The sequence below is a fragment of the Hoeflea sp. 108 genome, from assembly GCF_000372965.1.
In the GTDB taxonomy this organism is placed as follows: Bacteria; Pseudomonadota; Alphaproteobacteria; order Rhizobiales; family Rhizobiaceae; genus Aminobacter.
Map to the genome: position 1 here is coordinate 3119812 of NZ_KB890024.1, position 16231 is coordinate 3136042.

Sequence of the window (16231 nt, forward strand, 5' to 3'; positions counted from 1 at the left end):
GCCGGCCAGGCTAGCCGCGCTTCTTGATGACGCCGTAGACGATGTTGCGATTGGCGCCGAAGAACACGCTGGCATCGACCGCGTTGCGATCGACGCTGTGGTTGATGATGCTCCACATGTCGGCCTCCGAGCGCAGCAGCAGCGCCCAGTTCATGAAGGTCTCCATGTAGCCGTCGACGACGATGTCCTGGGCGAAATTGGCAAACAAAAGCGTGCCGTTCGGCTTCAGCATCTTCAGGCATTTGCGCGTCAGCTTCACCGCCACCTTTTCCGACAGGTAGTCGTATAGGCCGGCCGAATAGGCAAAGTCGAAATGGCCGAGCTTGTAGGCATCGGTCAGGATACCGCGCACCGAACCATCGACAGTCTCGACGCAGGTGCCGGTGAAATCGCGCGTGATCGAGCCGACGCTCATCGGGTCCTGGTCGAGCGCCACCCAGCGCTTGATGCGCCCTTCCCTGAGCGCCGTGGAACGGTCCGCCTCGCGCAGGTGCCCGGCGGCAACCGTCAGGATCTCGGTGTCGGCGCCGTGCGCCGCAGCGATCTCGTCGACATATTTGGTCAGCAGGTCGCGGCGTTCGCGCACCGCGACCGACGACGACGCATCCTTGGTATAGTCGTAGAGCGCCCGCCCGAGTTCCGTCGAACCCGTCACGTCGGCATCGACGCTCTTGTGGCCATAGATGAAGTCGAGCAGCTGGGCGTCGCCGGAATAGCCGCGCGGCTTCTCGAACGACCAGCGGGTGAACGGGTCCTGCAGGAAGTATTCGGCGACGGGATGTTCCTGCGCGATCGGGATCAGCGCCTGCCAGACATCGACGGGAAAGCGCTCGCGCGCCTGGTGCAACTGCCCTGCCAGTTCGTGGATGATTCGGGCCGGAGCGTTGCCTTTTTCAAACCGCTGCTGGGCAAGGCTCAGAAGCAACCCCAGATGCGCCTTGGCGACTGGAAGGCTCTCACCTTTGAATTTCTTTGAAGTCGAAGCGAGCTCTGCTTCGATTGCCGCGGGAGTGATGAGACTAGCGCCGTCAAATGCAACACGTTTCACGCGATACCCCAAGTCTTAACGAGACGTTAATTTTATGATCGAGATTTGAGACATTATCCAGTGGCAAAAATTCTCATCTCGTGGCAGCCAAAACTTTTATGAGGGGCGGCTTATATTTCTTTCAGCCACCCCTAGGAACATTCATTCAATTTTACTAAAAATTCGTGGACGGCGCGTAGCATTCCGTAAGAGCCGCACGTTATTGTTGTATTCTTGGACTGGGGGAATGCTGCGTGTCAGTGGTGAGCAACTACGTCCATCGTCGCAACAGATGCGTCTGGACGGCCCATTGAGCGCGGAAAAGGAGACGATGGATCAAGGCACGCCACATACTTTGGCAGACCTGGCAGACGCAGGCATCGAGGGGCCGCGCCAGCTGTCGGATGCCGAGTTGCGCGCCATGTACCGCCAGGCCGGGGCCGCCGCGCGCCGCAAGGACACGCGCCAGGGCCTGTGGATCGCTGTTATCACCTATCTGCTGTTTTCCGTTACCGACGTCCTGCTGATCCCCGACGTCGCCGCCTATACGATCATCGCGCGGTTCGCGATCGGCGTCAGCGTCCTGCTGCTTCTGGAAGTCCAGATCCGCAGAGAGGTCGACACCAAATGGCTCGACCTCACCTGCGCCACCGCCCTGATTACAGGCTATGCCGGCTGGCTGTTGCCCGCCGTCATGACCGATCTCGCCCAGACCATGTCATACTACATGATCTTCGGCGCCATCTTCATGATGGGAGCGAACCTGTTCTTCAGCTTCCACTTCCGGCTTTCGGTGATTTCGTCGGGCATCATCCTCTGCATCTTCTTCGTCGCCCTCTATCTCATTCCCGAAAACGCGCCCTACCAACTGGCCTTCGGCACCTTCTACATCTCCTGCTTCGCCTTCACCTCCTTCGTGAACTGGAAGCTGAACCGCGAGCGCTACAACGTCTTCCTGAACGCGCTTGAGGCCAAGACCCAGCAGAAGGAGGCGACCGAGCGCGGCCATGCGCTGCTGCGGCTGTCGCGGACCGATCCGCTGACCGGGCTGGAGAACCGCCGCGCCGTCGACGAGCGCCTGAGGGACTACTGGAACGACTGGCAGCGTTTCGGCGCCGGTTTTGCCGCCATCCTCATCGATGTCGACTTCTTCAAGAAGTACAACGATTCCTACGGCCATCAGGAAGGCGACCGCTGCCTGACCCTGATCGCCGACGCGCTCGGCACGACCATCGCGCAATTCAACGGCTCGATCGGCCGCTACGGCGGCGAGGAATTCATCGCGCTCGCCCGCCTGTCGGACCGCGAGCAGGTGGCCGAGCTTGCCGAAATCATCCGCAGCACGGTCGAGGACCTGGCGCTCAAGCACAACTACCGGCGCGACGGCATGTCCATCGTCACCGTCAGCGTCGGCGCCGCCTTCACCCGCAACCAGACCGGCGCCAAGCTCGAAAAGATCATCCACGAGGCCGACCGCGCGCTCTACCTGGCCAAGGCCAGTGGCCGCAATTGCGCCTGGCTGTTCGATCCGAACGACCCCCAGAGCAGCGACGAGAGCGAAAACATCGCTGCCCTGTTGAAGATCGCCATCGAGCAGAAACTCGTCTCGCTGGTCTACCAGCCCATCCAGAATGTCGTCACCGGCCGTGTCGAAGCCGTCGAGACGCTGATGCGCCTGAGGATGCTCGACGGCACCTCCGTGCCGCCCAGCCTGTTCATTCCGGTGGCCGAGCGCACGGGTGCCATCATCGAGCTCGGTCGCTGGGCCGTGCACACCGCCTGCCAGGAGCTTCTCGCCGGCGGCCATGTCGACGTCGTCAGCGTCAACGTTTCGCCCATGCAGCTCAAGACGCCGGGTTTTGCCACCTCGATTGCCGCCATCCTTGGGGAAACCGGCGTCGACGGCCGCAGGCTGGCCTTCGAGATCACCGAAGGCCTCGAAATGGAGATGCACTCGGACATCCTCCGCTGCATCAGCGACCTGAAGCTGCTCGGCATCAGGATCTGGCTCGACGACTTCGGCACCGGCTTCGCCGGCCTGTCATGGCTGCGCCTGATCGATTTCGACACGGTCAAGATCGACCGCTCGTTCCTCCACGACTGCACCGACCCGCGTGGCCGGGCCATGCTTCAGGACATCATCGGCCTGGTGCGCAACCGCGGCCACAAGATCCTGGTGGAAGGCGTCGAGACCGAAGAGCAGATGGAACTGATGCGAGAGTTCGGCATCGACCAGGTGCAGGGCTTCCACATCGGCCGCCCTGCCCGTGCCGCCGATTTCCGCATCAGGAAGCCGATGCAGAAACTGCCGCTCGCGGTGCTGAAATCGGCCTGACCGGAGGCCAGGCCGGTCAGGGTGCTAGGCCTTGATCCGCCAGCCGGTCCTGAAGATCCACCAGACGGTGACCAGGCATGCGGCGAGGAACACCAGCGTCATGCCCAGGCTGATGCCGACATTGACGTCGGACACGCCGAAGAAGCTCCAGCGGAAGCCGCTCACCAGATAGACCACCGGATTGAACAGCGACACCGTGCGCCAGAACGGCGGCAGCATATCGATGGAGTAGAAGCTGCCGCCCAGGAAGGTCAGCGGCGTCACGATCAGCAGCGGCACCAGCTGCAGCTGTTCGAAATTGCCGGCCCAGATGCCGATGATGAAGCCAAACAGGCTGAAGGTGACGGCAGTCAGCACCAGAAACAGGATCATCGCCAGTGGATGTTCGATGTGCAGCGGCACGAACAGGGAGGCGGTCGCCAGGATGATGAGGCCGAGCAGGATCGATTTCGACGCCGCCGCCCCGACATAGGAGATGACGATCTCGATGTAGGACACCGGCGCCGACAGCAATTCGTAGATCGTGCCGACGAATTTCGGGAAATAGATGCCGAACGAGGCGTTCGAGATGCTCTGCGTCAAGAGCGACAGCATGATCAGTCCCGGCACGATGAAGGCGCCGTAGCTGATGCCGTTGATCTCGCTGATGCGCGAGCCGATGGCAGCGCCGAAGACGACGAAATAGAGCGACGTCGAGATGACCGGCGAAACGATGCTCTGCAGCAGCGTGCGCCAGGTGCGGGCCATCTCGAACAGATAGATTGCGCGGATCGCGTGAAAATTCATCGCCGTTCCCTCACCAGATTGACGAAGATCTCTTCGAGCGAACTCTGCTTGGTCTGCAGGTCCTTGAAGCGGATACCGGCGTCGTTGAGATCCTTGAGCAGCGCCGTGATCCCGGTGCGCTCGCCCTGTGTGTCATAGGTATAGACAAGCTCGTGGCCACCATCGGCCAGCTCCAGCCCGTGGCTGGACAGCGCCTCCGGCAACGCTTCGAGCTGTGCCTGCAACTGCAGCGTCAGCTGCTTGCGCCCGAGCTTGCGCATCAACTCGGCCTTCTCCTCCACCAGCACGATCTCGCCCTTGGAGATCACGCCGACACGGTCGGCCATCTGCTCGGCTTCCTCGATATAGTGGGTGGTCAGGATGATGGTGACGCCGGTCTCGCGCAGCAGGCGCACCACCTCCCACATATCGCGGCGAAGCTCGACGTCGACGCCTGCGGTCGGCTCGTCGAGGAACAGGATCTGCGGTTCGTGCGACAGCGCCTTGGCGATCATCACGCGCCGCTTCATGCCGCCCGACAGCGTCATGATCTTGTTGTCCTTCTTCTCCCACAAAGAGAGGTCCTTCAGGATCTTCTCGATATGGGCGGGATTGGCCGGCTTGCCGAACAGGCCGCGGCTGAAGCTGACGGTCGCCCACACTGTCTCGAAGGCGTCGGTGGTCAGTTCCTGCGGCACAAGCCCAATGCGCGAGCGCGCCGCGCGATAGTCCTTGATGATGTCGTGGCCGTCGGCCAGCACCCGCCCCTCGGATGGATTGACGATGCCGCAGATGATGCTGATCAGCGTCGTCTTGCCGGCGCCATTGGGTCCGAGCAGGGCGAAGATTTCGCCGCGCCGGATGTCGAGATTGATGTTCTTCAGCGCCGAAAACCCTGAAGCATAGGTCTTCGACAGATTGGAAACGGAGATAATCGGCTGCATGGCGATCACTTCAGCGAAATGGAAAGGTGTCGGGGGCAAGCGGCCCCTGGAAGGTTAGCGGAATATATGGGCTGTCTCCTGGCCTACAAGGCCGGCGCCGACACCTCCTGACATAGTTGCTGTGAAGCGCCTCCCGCTCGGCCTTGACGGCCGCACCCGCGTCCCCCAACAGTCCCTGCCTGAGGGGGAGAAAAAATGCCTTTCGACATCGTGACCCCGCTCGCTTCGCCCACCGGCGCCGAGCTCAATCTGTATATCCGCCATAGCCCTGTTCCGGCCCGCGCCGCCATCCAGATCAACCATGGACTGGCCGAGCATGCGGCGCGTTATGCCCGCTTCGCCGATTTCCTCGCCGGCCATGGCTACCATGTCTACGCCCACGACCATCGCGGCCATGGCTCGACCCGTGCACCCGATGCCCCCACCGGCCGCTTCGCCGGCAAGGATGGCGTCGACAAGGTCCTGGGAGACGTTCTCGCCGTCCACGACCGCATCGCCGCCGACCATCCCGGCCTGCCCGTCATCATCTTCGGCCATTCCATGGGCGGGCTGATCGCGCTCAACTTCGTGCTCCGCCATTCAGACCGCGTAGCTGCCGCCGCCATCTGGAACGCCAACTTCTCCGCCGGCATCCTGGGACGACTCGCCCAGGCGATCCTTGCCTTCGAACGTTTCCGGCTAGGCTCGGACGTGCCTTCCCGCATCCTGCCGAAGCTCACCTTCGGCGACTGGGCAAAAAAGATCGCCGACCGCCGCACCGACTTCGACTGGCTGTCGCGCGACCCGGCCGAAGTCGACACCTATGTCGCCGATCCGCTCTGCGGCTGGGATGCGTCGGTGTCGATGTGGATCGATGTCTTCGAACTGGTCTTCGCCGGCGCCGACGACCGCAATTTCGCCGGCGTCCGCAAGGACCTGCCCTTCAATCTCGCCGGCGGCCAGCGCGACCCGGCCACCGATGGCGGCAAGGCGGTCGAAGCACTGGCTGCGCGCATGCGCCGGATGGGCTTTTCGAATCTCGTTTCAAGGATTTATGCCGAGACCCGCCACGAAAGCCTCAACGAGGTGAACCGGGACATGATCATGGCCGATCTGGCCCGCTGGCTCGATGCTCTATCCCTCAAACGGACGGCGACAACTGGTCCATAGCATCGTGGTGGCGGCGACCGGGGACTCCTGATAGAGCGTGGCGCGACTGCAATGGTTTCTGGTGCCTCATGAGCAATCCGCCCCTTCGTGGCGTCCGTGTCATCGAACTCGCCCGCATCCTCGCCGGCCCTTGGGCAGGTCAGCTGCTCGCCGATCTCGGCGCCGATGTCATCAAGGTGGAAAATCCCGACGGCGGCGACGACACCCGCAAATGGGGGCCGCCCTTCGTCACCGGCCATGACGGCGAGAACCTCTCGGCCGCCTATTACCACTCCTGCAATCGCGGCAAGCGCTCGATCGCGCTCGACTTCTCGACCCCCGAAGGCTCTGAGATCGTGCGCAGGCTGGTCGCGGACGCCGACGTGCTGATCGAGAACTTCAAGCTCGGCGGCCTCAAGAAATACGGCCTCGATTATGAGAGCCTGAAAAAGATCAACCCCAAGCTGGTCTATTGCTCGATCACCGGCTTCGGCCAGTCCGGCCCTTATGCGCCGCGCGCGGGCTACGACTTCATCGTCCAGGGCATGTCGGGCCTGATGTCGATCACCGGCCCCGCCGGCGGCGAGCCGCAGAAGGTCGGCGTCGCCGTCACCGACATCTTCACCGGCCTCTATTCGGTCATTGCCATCCAGGCCGCCCTTCGCCACGCCGAGGCAACCGGCGAAGGCCAGCATGTCGACATGGCGCTGTTCGACACCCAGATGTCGGTGCTCGCCAACCAGAACCTCAACTACCTGGTGTCGGGCAATTCTCCGGTGCAGATGGGCAATGCCCACCCCAACATCGCGCCCTACGAGGTTCTGCCGGTCAAGGACGGGCATTTCATCCTCGCCGTCGGCAATGACGGCCAGTTCCAGAAATTCTGCGCCATCGTCGGCCTCGAAAACATCGCCGCCGACCCGCTGTTTGCCACCAACTCGGCCCGCGTCGCCAACCGCGTCGCATTGCGCGAAAAGATGGTTGCGGCCCTCGCCGGCTTCGAGCGCGAGGCGCTGCTTGCCTTGCTGGAAAAGGCCGGCGTGCCGGCCAGCCCGATCAACACTATCGGCCAGGCCTTCGCCGACCCGCAGGCCATTGCCCGCGGCATGCGCATGGATCTCGACGACGGCCACGGCAACGCCCTGCCTTCGGTGCGCGCGCCCATGGTCATGTCGGAAACGCCTCTCGCCTATCAGAAACCATCACCGCGGCTCGGGGAACACACCGCGGAAATCCTTGCCGAACTGGAGAAGAACGAAAAATGAAGACCGGCGGACAACTGATCGTCGACGCACTCGAAGCCAATGGCGTCGACCGCATGTATTGCGTGCCGGGCGAATCCTACCTGGCCGTGCTCGACGCGCTGCATGATTCCAAGATCCGCAGCATCGTCTGCCGTCAGGAGGGTGGCGCTGCGATGATGGCGGACTGCCACGGCCGTCTCACCGGCAAGCCCGGCATCTGCTTCGTCACCCGCGGACCCGGCGCCACCAACGCGTCGGCCGGCGTGCACATCGCCATGCAGGACTCGATCCCGATGATCCTGTTCATCGGCCAGGTGGCGAGCCACGCCAAGGAGCGCGAGGCCTTCCAGGAGGTCAACTATCGCCGCTTCTTCGGCGACATCGCCAAATGGGTGGTCGAGATCGACGACGCCGCCCGCATTCCCGAATTGCTGACCCGCGCCTTCTCCGTCGCCACGTCAGGCCGTCCCGGCCCCGTCGTCGTCTCGCTGCCCGAGGACATGCTGACCAGCGTCGTCGAGGCCCCCGCCGCCCTGCCGGCCATGCAGGTCGAGACCCGTCCCGGCGACGAGGAGCTGGCAAAGCTCGAGGCCCTGCTCAACGGCGCCAAAAACCCCTTCGTCATCCTTGGCGGCACGCGCTGGAGCGCCGAGGCGGTCGAAAGCATGAAGAAGATTTCGGAAGCCTGGTCGCTGCCGGTCGGCGTTTCGTTCCGCCGCCAGATGCTGTTCGACCACCTGCACGACAACTACGCCGGCGACGTCGGCATCGGCGTCAACCCGAAAATCGCCAAGGCGATCAAGGATGCCGACGTGGTGCTTCTGGTCGGTGGCCGCTTCGGCGAAATGCCGTCGTCGGATTACACGCTGATCAAGAGCCCCTACCCGGACCAGAAGCTCGTGCATATCCATGCCGACGCCGATGAGCTTGGCCGCGTCTACCGTCCGACGATTGCCATCAACGCGTCGCCGGCTGCCTTCGTCGAGGCCTTTGCCAAGCGCAAGCCGACTGCTACGCCGGCATGGGCCGAAAACACCAAGGCGCTGCACGCGGCCTATCTCGAATGGTCGACGCCGCCGCTGACCGGCCCGGGCCCGGTCCAGATGGGCCCGATCATGAACTGGCTGGAAAAGGTGCTGCCCGAGGATGCGATCCTCACCAATGGCGCTGGCAACTACGCCACCTGGGTACACCGCTTCCACCGCTTCCGCCGCTACGCCACGCAGGGCGCGCCGACGTCGGGTTCGATGGGCTACGGCACGCCGGCTGCAGTCGCCGCCAAGGCCCTGTTCCCGGATCGCGTCGTCGTGGCCTTCGCCGGCGACGGCTGCTTCATGATGAACGGCCAGGAGTTCGCCACCGCCGTGCAATATGGCCTGCCGATCATCGTGATCGTCGTCAACAACGGCATCTACGGCACCATCCGCATGCACCAGGAGCGTGAGTATCCGGGCCGCGTCGAGGCGACCGATCTCAAGAACCCGGATTTCGCAGCACTCGCCCGAGCCTATGGTGGCCATGGCGAGACGGTGAACGAGACAGACGAGTTCGCCGCCGCCTTCGAACGGGCCCGCGCCAGCGGCAAGCCTGCGATCATCGAGATCAAGCTCGACCCGGAGGCGATCACGCCGATGCGCACGCTGAGCGACATCAGGGACAAGCGCTGAGCCTTGCACGGGGACAAGCTGAGGCTTGCCCAGGGACAAGCCAAGGCTTGCCCCGAGGGAAAGTGCAAGCGTCGTGGCAAATGCGCGGCTTTGATGCTATTGAGGCCGCGCATTTCGCAATGTAGACGCAACTCTCCCCAGGCAAGCTGATGATTTCAATCGTCATTCCGTGCAAGAACGAGGCTGAGAACCTGCCGATCCTGGTCGGCGAGGTTCACGCCGCCATGGCCGGGCGCGACTATGAGGTGATCGTCGTCGACGACGGTTCCACCGATCGCACCGCCGATGTGCTGGCCGAGCTCGCGCGCAGCGCCGGCCGCCTCCGCCATGTCAGGCACGACCGCTCGGCCGGCCAGAGCGCCGCGGTTCGCTCGGGCGTCTTCGCCGCCAAAGGCGACATCGTCGTCACCATGGACGGCGACGGCCAGAACGATCCCGCCTATCTGCCGAAACTCGCCGACGCGCTTGTCGCCGCCGGCCCGGCCATCGGCATTGCCGCCGGCCAGCGCCTCAAGCGCACCGACACCAAACTCAAGCAGATGTCGTCGCGCTTCGCCAACGGCCTGCGCGAGCGCATCCTGCGCGACGGCACCCGCGATTCCGGCTGCGGCCTCAAGGCGGTGCACACCAGCCTGTTCCGCCAGCTGCCCTATTTCGACGGCTGGCACCGCTATTTGCCGGCACTCGTGATCCGCGAAGGCCGCGGCGTGGTCCATGTCGACGTCGTCGACCGCTCGCGCATCCACGGCAAGTCCAACTACGGCATTCTCGACCGCGGCCTGCGCGGCATCCTCGACCTCACCGGCGTCTGGTGGCTGCGCCGCCGACGCAAGGTCGTGCCTTCAGTCCAGGAGCTGGGCCAATGAACCTCATTTCCGAACTCGGCACCTGGTTGCACGACGTCTTCATCGCGCAGTTCGACGGCTGGATTCTGCTCGGCTTCGTCGCCCAGGGCATGTTCACCATGCGCTTCGTCGTGCAATGGCTGGCTTCGGAGCGCGCCAAGCGCTCGGTCGTGCCTGTCGCCTTCTGGTTCTTCTCGCTCGGCGGCGGCGCCCTGCTGCTGATCTATGCCATCCAGCGCCAGGATCCGGTGTTCATCGCCGGCCAGGGCCTCGGCCTCTTCATCTACATCCGCAATCTCTGGCTCATCGCCAACGAGCGCCGCGCCGCCATGTCCGAGACCGAGTGATCAGCTGATGTCGGCTGCCGGAATCAATCTCTCGGAAACACCGCGCAAGGCATTGGCCCCGCTCACTTATCTGATGCTGGCGGCACTCTGCCTGTTCGCCTTCATTCCCGGCATTTCGACGCTTCCGCCGACCGACCGCGACGAGTCGCGCTTCGTCCAGGCGACCAAGCAGATGGTCGAGACCGGCGACTATGTCGACATCCGCTTCCAGGACGTGCCGCGCTACAAGAAGCCCGCCGGCATCTACTGGCTGCAGTCGGCCGCCGTCCTCGTCAGCGGCCAGGGCAGCGAAGCGCCGATCTGGGTCTACCGGCTGATCTCGGTCCTGGCGGCCACCTTCTCGGTGCTGGCGCTGACCGTCATCGGCAGCCGCATGTTCGGTCCATCAGCCGGCCTCATCGCCGGCCTCGGCCTCATGGGCATCTTGATGCTCGGTTTCGAGGCACGCATCGCCAAGACCGATGCGACCCTGCTCGCCACAGCACTTCTGGCCCAGGGATCGCTTGCCGCCATCTATCTCGGCCACAAGGCCGGCAGGCCCCAGGGCCGCGCCAACTGGCTGTTCTGGTTCGCCCAGGGGCTGGCGCTGCTCATCAAGGGTCCGGTCATCCCCTTCCTCAGCCTGCTCACCATCGCAGCGCTTGTCATCTTCGACCGCGATCGCGGCTGGCTGCGCAAGCTGCGCCCCTTCACGGGCCTGTTGCTGACCTTGCTGGTCGCGGCCCCCTGGCTGGTGCTGATCACGATCAAGACCGGCTCCGAGTTCTGGCAGGAATCCGTCGGCAAGGATCTGCTCTCGAAGGTCGGCTCCGGCCAGGAATCGCATGGTTTCCCGCCCGGCTATTATTTCCTCACCTATTCGGTGTTCATGTGGCCCTTCGCGCTGGTGGCGCTCGAAGGCGGGCTCAAGGCGCTGCGCAGTTTCCGTGAGGACCCGCGGCTGCTGTTCTGCCTTGCCTGGTACCTGCCCTACTGGATCGCCATCGAGGCGATCCCGACCAAGCTGCCGCATTATGCCCTGCCGGCCTATCCGGCGATGATCCTGCTGATGGCATGGACGCTCACCGACGCGTCTGCCGCCACCGTCGAGCTCGCTCGCTGGCAGCAGTGGCTGCGCAAGGTTTGCGCCTTCGGCATGTTCGGCATCAGCATCGGCCTTGCCGCCATCGCCTTCGGCATCACGCCCTATTTCCTCGGCTACGTCTCCTGGTGGGGACTGCTGGCCGCCCTGCTGGTCCTCATTGCCGCCCGCTACGGCATCGGCGCGCCCGACAACATGGATCCGGTCAAGCGCATAGCCTTTGCGGCCGCCGCGGCCGCCGCAGCTTTCGGCGTGCTCACCACCAAGGTGCTGCCGCCGCTCAAGCCGGTGTGGCTCAGCCCGGAGATCGCCCAGCGCTTCGAACAGTTGAAGCCGTGCCCGACCTCGACGCTGATTTCAGCCGGATATGGCGAGCCCAGCCTCGTCTTCCTTGCGGGAACCAGGACCTTGCTGACCGACGGCGCCGGCGCCGCCGCAGCACTGACAGCCGATCCCGCCTGCGGCATTGCCGTGGTCGGAGCCGCCGAGAGCCAGCACTTCCTTGCCGCCGTCCCCGGTGGCGCGGACGCGCTCAAGGAGATCGGCAGCATCGAGGGCATGAACTATTCCAAGGGCGAGCCCCGCGCGCTGACCTTCTACACCCTGGCCCGGTAAGGCCGCGGGCATGGCCCCGGATGTTCAGGCTCTCCTCGAGGCAATGCGCAAGTTGGAGAGCCTGCTCGAACAGAATGGCGAAGATTTCTGGTCAGGCAGGGTCAGCCAGGCGGCGGACACAGCGGCCCGTTCGGATGCATATAGCCTGACGCGGTTTCTGGACCTCTTTGGCGGCATGGGATCGCTGGACGATCTTGTACTTCACAAGAGCGGACAGCCGCTTGAAACTGAGAACAAGCGCCTCGACACATTGCGGTCGAACGCATGGAACCTTGCAGATCGGTTGAAGCGCGAGATCGGCTGAGCCGACAGGGGCAAGCCTTGAGGGTCGCCGCTTTTTTTTCAATTCCACAAAAGATCTTCAATCCGACAAAAAGCGGCGGTCGCCCGCCTCGCCGATGCCGGAACGTTCAACGCAACGCCTGACGCGCCGAAACCCTACCCTTCAACGACTTCGCTGATCTGCACGATGGGGGCGATGTCCGTATAGTTGGCGACGTCCGCGGCGATCTCCGCGCGGTGAGGACCCAACGCCTCCTGGAATGTCGCCAGATTCGGCGAGTAGACATGGCACGCCGCGACGAACTCCGGCGCGCTTCCAGGTTCGCGACCCGCAAGGCCCTTGTCGATCTCGTAGCGCAGGCAGGCATCGCCGAGCCGTTCCTGGATCAGTGGCATATGGCGGGTGCGGTAGTAGTCGTGATCGAACTTCGAGCCGCCATTGGCCGGATAGTAGACGCTCATCTTGATCATGGTCTGGCTCCTGCCTGAACGTCTCTCCGAGCGTTCGAGGGGCCTTTCTAGCTCACCGGTACGTAAAGCGCATCCAGATTTCGGCTGAAGCCAGCCTGACGAGAGCAAGGTAGCTTTCGCAGTGCTTTGGAGGCCGGTGACGACGACATGGAAGTACGTGAGTTTGCTGAAGAAGCGCTCGACGAGGCTCCGGTAGCAATAGAGGAAGGCGCCAGACGGCGGCGGCGTTTGCTACCGGGCATTCGGCTTGATATTGGCCCATGCGCCGCGCGCGGCCATCTCGAGGCGCAAGGCATCATGGTCATAGGCGCCATCGGCGGGCAGCGCGCTGCCGCCGCCGGGCATGCCGGCGGCGCTCCAGCCACCGTGTGATGCGCAAAGAAAAAGGGGCGGTTGCCCGCCCCTTTCAAATTGTCACGCAGCAAAGGCTGCTTGATCGGCCAATTACTTGATCGCCTTGTCGGTGATCGCAGCCGTCCAGGCGCCCGAAGGCTCCTTGGTGATGATCTTCTGGTCGAGCAGCGCCTTGGCGGTGCGGTCGTAGGCCGCCTCGATCAGCTTGCCGTCGGCATTGTCGATCAGCTTGGCCACCTCGCCCATCATGCGCTTCTGGTGGTTCTCGTCCTGGCCGCCATTTTCGACGACGATGCCGGCGGCCTCGTCAGGATTGTCGACGGCGTATTTCCAGCCCTTCATCGAGGCGCGCACGAAACGCACCATCTTGTCTTCGAAGGCCGGATCCTTGAGCTTGTCCTCCATCACGTAGAGGCCATCCTCGAGCAGGTCGACGCCCATCGCCGTATAGTTGAAGACCGTCAGGTCTTCCGGCTTGTAGCCGGCGTCGATCAGCTGCCAGTACTCGTTGTAGGTCATGACCGAGATGCAGTCGGCCTGCTTCTGGATCAGCGGCTGCACGTCGAAGCTCTGCTTCAGCACGGTCACGCCGTCCTTGCCGCCTTCGGTCGGAATGCCGAGCTTGTTCATCCAGGCATAGAACGGATATTCGTTGCCGAAGAACCAGACGCCCAGCGTGTGGCCCTTGAAGTCGGCTTCGGACTTGATCGGCCCGTCCTTCGGGCAGACCAGCTCCATGCCGGCCTTCTTGTAGGGCTGGGCGATGTTGACCAGCATCACGCCCTTGTCGCGGGCAGCCAGCGCGCCGCCCATCCAGTCGACGATGACGTCGGCGCCGCCGCCGGCGATAACCTGCTCAGGCGCGATGTCGGGGCCACCCGGCTTGATGTCGACGTCGAGGCCTTCCTCCTTGTAGAAACCCTTGTCCTTGGCGACGTAGTAGCCGCCGAACTGCGACTGTGTCACCCATTTCAGCTGCAGCGTCACCTTGTCGGCTGCCATCGCCTGCGCCGCGGCAAGCGACATCGCCCCGGCCATCAACGAAACTACAAGTCCTCTCATTTCTTCTTTTCCCTCTGTAGTTGGACCGCGGCCCCGCCCAGGAGCTCAGGTCACGCCCGTCCACCACGGACGGACGGATGCCAGAATGTGGTGGCCCTCTCCGCGAGTGCGACCACGCCATAGAAGACGGAACCGGCCAGAGCCGCAACAGCGATCTCCGCCCAGACCATGTCGACATTCATGCGGCCGATCTCCGTCGAGATGCGGAAGCCCATGCCGACGACAGGCGTGCCGAAGAATTCGGCCACGATGGCGCCGATCAGCGCCAGCGTCGAGTTGATCTTCAGCGCGTTGAAGATGAAGGGTGCCGCTGCCGGCAGCCTGAGCTTGAACAGCGTCTGCCAGTAGCTCGACGCATAGGTCCGCATCAGGTCGCGCTCCATGTGACCGGAGGCGGCGAGGCCGGCAACGGTGTTCACCAGCATCGGGAAGAAGGTCATGATGATGACCACGGCCGCCTTCGACTGCCAGTCGAAGCCGAACCACATCACCATGATGGGCGCCACGCCGATGATCGGCAGCGCCGACACCATGTTGCCGATCGGCAGCAGGCCCCGGCGCAGGAACGCCACCCGGTCGGCGAGGATAGCGACCACGAAGCCGGCGCCGCAGCCGACGATGTAGCCGAACAGCACGGCCTTGAAGATCGTCTGCCGCACGTCGGCCACCAGGATGGGCAGCGAGCTTGCGATGCGTGCCGCGACCGAGCTTGGCGGCGGCAGCAGGATGAACGGAATGCCCGCGCCGCGCGTCACCGCCTCCCAGATGATCAGGATCCATGCGCCGAAGATCGCCGGGATCAGCAGCCTGAGGAAGGTCTTTGCCTGCGACGCTCTTGGCTTCAGCGCCGACAGGATGGCGACGCAGCGCCAGGCGAGCAGCCATGCGGCCGCCAGCAGCAGGAAATATGGCAAACGCGCCATGCCTTCATTGCCGGCAATACCCGCAATCAGCAGCCAGGCAGCCCCATGCGCTCCGACGAAAAGCACGGCAGCACTGGCAGCGCCCGAGAACATGGCGAAGGAAGCCACGGCACTCAACGCAACCAGCCCGATGACAAGCGTCGACATGCCGTTGGACATCGGTGCTGCCGCCTCGGGCGCAAGCATGGGCATCGTGGTCATGGCGACAGCGCACAGCACCAAGGCCAGCCCGACCTGCCAGGACAGTCTGGAAAAACTCATGCCGGCCTCCCGCCCATGGAACGTTCGACCAGCTTGCCGACCATGCCGACAAGCACCACCAGCATCGCCGCCACCACCGAACCTGCGACCAGCGCCGACCAGATGTCGATGGTCTGGCTGTAATAGGCGCCGGCGAGCAGCTTGGCGCCAATGCCGGCCACTGCACCCGTCGGCAATTCGCCGACGATGGCGCCGACGAGGCTCGCCGCCACTGCCACCTTCATCGAGGCAAACAGGAACGGCACCGACGCCGGCACGCGCAGCTTCCAGAAGGTCTGCGAGGCGCTCGCATTGTAAGTGTGCATCAGGTCGAGATGCATGACCTCGGGCGATCGCAGGCCCTTCACCATGCCGACAGCCACGGGGAAGAATGACAGATAGGTCGAGATCAGCGCCTTGGGGATCAGCCCGGTGATGCCGATCGCCGCCAGCACCACGATGATCATCGGCGCCACAGCAAGGATCGGGATGGTCTGCGAGGCGATGATCCACGGCATCAGGCTGCGGTCGAGCGCCAGCACATGAACGATGCCGACGGCGATCAGGATGCCGAGCGCGGTGCCGAAGGCGAAGCCCAGCAGCGTCGACGACAGCGTTACCCACGCATGGTAGACGAGACTGCGGTTGCTGGTGACCTTCCTGAGGAAGGTGTTTTCGAAGAAGTTCTGCGCCACCTGGTGCGGTGCGGGCAGAGTCGGCTTGGGCTGCGACAGCGTCTTGCCGATGAACTCCATCGTCGTGGGCGTCTCGCCGGCGCGCCGGTCGAGGTCGCGCTGGAACGGCGTGTTCATCAGCACGGCTGCGACATACCACACGGCTACGAGAGCGGCGAGGATTGTCAGCACCGGGATGATCTTGTCCCTGATCCGGTCCATGCGGC

General features: G+C 63.8%; 15 protein-coding genes. 8 read left to right on the forward strand and 7 right to left on the reverse strand.

The window, feature by feature from the left end; genetic code table 11:
* Positions 1-10 precede the first annotated feature (10 nt).
* The gene (locus tag B015_RS0115490) at positions 11-1048 is read right to left on the reverse strand and encodes a methyltransferase (protein WP_085941095.1); all 1038 of its coding nucleotides are present in this window, start codon (positions 1046-1048) and stop codon (positions 11-13) included.
* Between the two features lie 310 nt (positions 1049-1358).
* Between B015_RS0115490 and B015_RS30960 the strand changes: the two genes are divergently transcribed.
* Positions 1359-3362 carry an EAL domain-containing protein gene (locus tag B015_RS30960; protein WP_018428630.1) on the forward strand — a complete coding sequence of 668 codons (2004 nt, stop codon included), beginning with the start codon at positions 1359-1361 and terminating at the stop codon, positions 3360-3362.
* Between the two features lie 24 nt (positions 3363-3386).
* On the opposite strand, the gene B015_RS0115500 is transcribed toward B015_RS30960, so the two are convergent.
* Positions 3387-4148 carry an ABC transporter permease gene (locus B015_RS0115500; protein WP_018428631.1) on the reverse strand — a complete coding sequence of 254 codons (762 nt, stop codon included), beginning with the start codon at positions 4146-4148 and terminating at the stop codon, positions 3387-3389.
* Positions 4145-5071: an ABC transporter ATP-binding protein gene (locus B015_RS0115505; protein WP_026227325.1), complete on the reverse strand. Its 927-nt coding sequence runs from the start codon at positions 5069-5071 to the stop codon at positions 4145-4147. The genes B015_RS0115500 and B015_RS0115505 overlap by 4 nt, the downstream gene beginning before the upstream one ends.
* A 195-nt stretch (positions 5072-5266) precedes the next feature.
* Between B015_RS0115505 and B015_RS0115510 the strand changes: the two genes are divergently transcribed.
* From B015_RS0115510 to B015_RS30965, 7 genes are all read left to right on the forward strand, one after another.
* The gene (locus B015_RS0115510) at positions 5267-6220 is read left to right on the forward strand and encodes an alpha/beta hydrolase (protein ID WP_018428633.1); all 954 of its coding nucleotides are present in this window, start codon (positions 5267-5269) and stop codon (positions 6218-6220) included.
* Between the two features lie 68 nt (positions 6221-6288).
* A complete protein-coding gene (locus B015_RS0115515; RefSeq protein WP_018428634.1) occupies positions 6289-7464 on the forward strand; it encodes a CaiB/BaiF CoA-transferase family protein in 1176 nt (391 codons plus the stop codon).
* On the forward strand, positions 7461-9110 hold the full coding sequence (locus B015_RS0115520; RefSeq protein WP_018428635.1) for a thiamine pyrophosphate-binding protein: 1650 nt from the start codon (positions 7461-7463) through the stop codon (positions 9108-9110). Before B015_RS0115515 ends, B015_RS0115520 begins: the two co-directional genes overlap by 4 nt.
* A gap of 149 nt (positions 9111-9259) precedes the next feature.
* Positions 9260-9976 carry a glycosyltransferase family 2 protein gene (locus tag B015_RS0115525; protein WP_018428636.1) on the forward strand — a complete coding sequence of 239 codons (717 nt, stop codon included), beginning with the start codon at positions 9260-9262 and terminating at the stop codon, positions 9974-9976.
* A complete protein-coding gene (locus tag B015_RS0115530) occupies positions 9973-10302 on the forward strand; it encodes a lipid-A-disaccharide synthase N-terminal domain-containing protein (RefSeq protein ID WP_018428637.1) in 330 nt (109 codons plus the stop codon). Before B015_RS0115525 ends, B015_RS0115530 begins: the two co-directional genes overlap by 4 nt.
* Positions 10303-10309: 7 nt before the next feature.
* Positions 10310-11998, forward strand: a complete 1689-nt coding sequence (locus tag B015_RS0115535; RefSeq protein WP_018428638.1) for a glycosyltransferase family 39 protein — start codon at positions 10310-10312, stop codon at positions 11996-11998.
* A 10-nt stretch (positions 11999-12008) separates the two neighbouring features.
* Entirely contained in the window at positions 12009-12302 is a 294-nt protein-coding gene (locus tag B015_RS30965; RefSeq protein ID WP_018428639.1) for a hypothetical protein, read from the forward strand.
* A 134-nt stretch (positions 12303-12436) separates the two neighbouring features.
* Here B015_RS30965 and B015_RS0115545 read toward each other — a convergent pair whose 3' ends face one another.
* The 4 genes from B015_RS0115545 to B015_RS0115565 all read right to left on the reverse strand — a co-directional run bounded on the left by B015_RS0115545 (position 12437) and on the right by B015_RS0115565 (position 16226).
* On the reverse strand, positions 12437-12751 hold the full coding sequence (locus B015_RS0115545; RefSeq protein ID WP_018428640.1) for an EthD family reductase: 315 nt from the start codon (positions 12749-12751) through the stop codon (positions 12437-12439).
* A gap of 444 nt (positions 12752-13195) precedes the next feature.
* Positions 13196-14167 carry an ABC transporter substrate-binding protein gene (locus B015_RS0115555; RefSeq protein ID WP_026227328.1) on the reverse strand — a complete coding sequence of 324 codons (972 nt, stop codon included), beginning with the start codon at positions 14165-14167 and terminating at the stop codon, positions 13196-13198.
* A gap of 50 nt (positions 14168-14217) precedes the next feature.
* On the reverse strand, positions 14218-15351 hold the full coding sequence (locus B015_RS0115560) for an ABC transporter permease (protein ID WP_018428643.1): 1134 nt from the start codon (positions 15349-15351) through the stop codon (positions 14218-14220).
* Entirely contained in the window at positions 15348-16226 is an 879-nt protein-coding gene (locus B015_RS0115565) for an ABC transporter permease (protein WP_018428644.1), read from the reverse strand. Before B015_RS0115565 ends, B015_RS0115560 begins: the two co-directional genes overlap by 4 nt.
* Between the last annotated feature and the right edge of the window lie 5 nt (positions 16227-16231).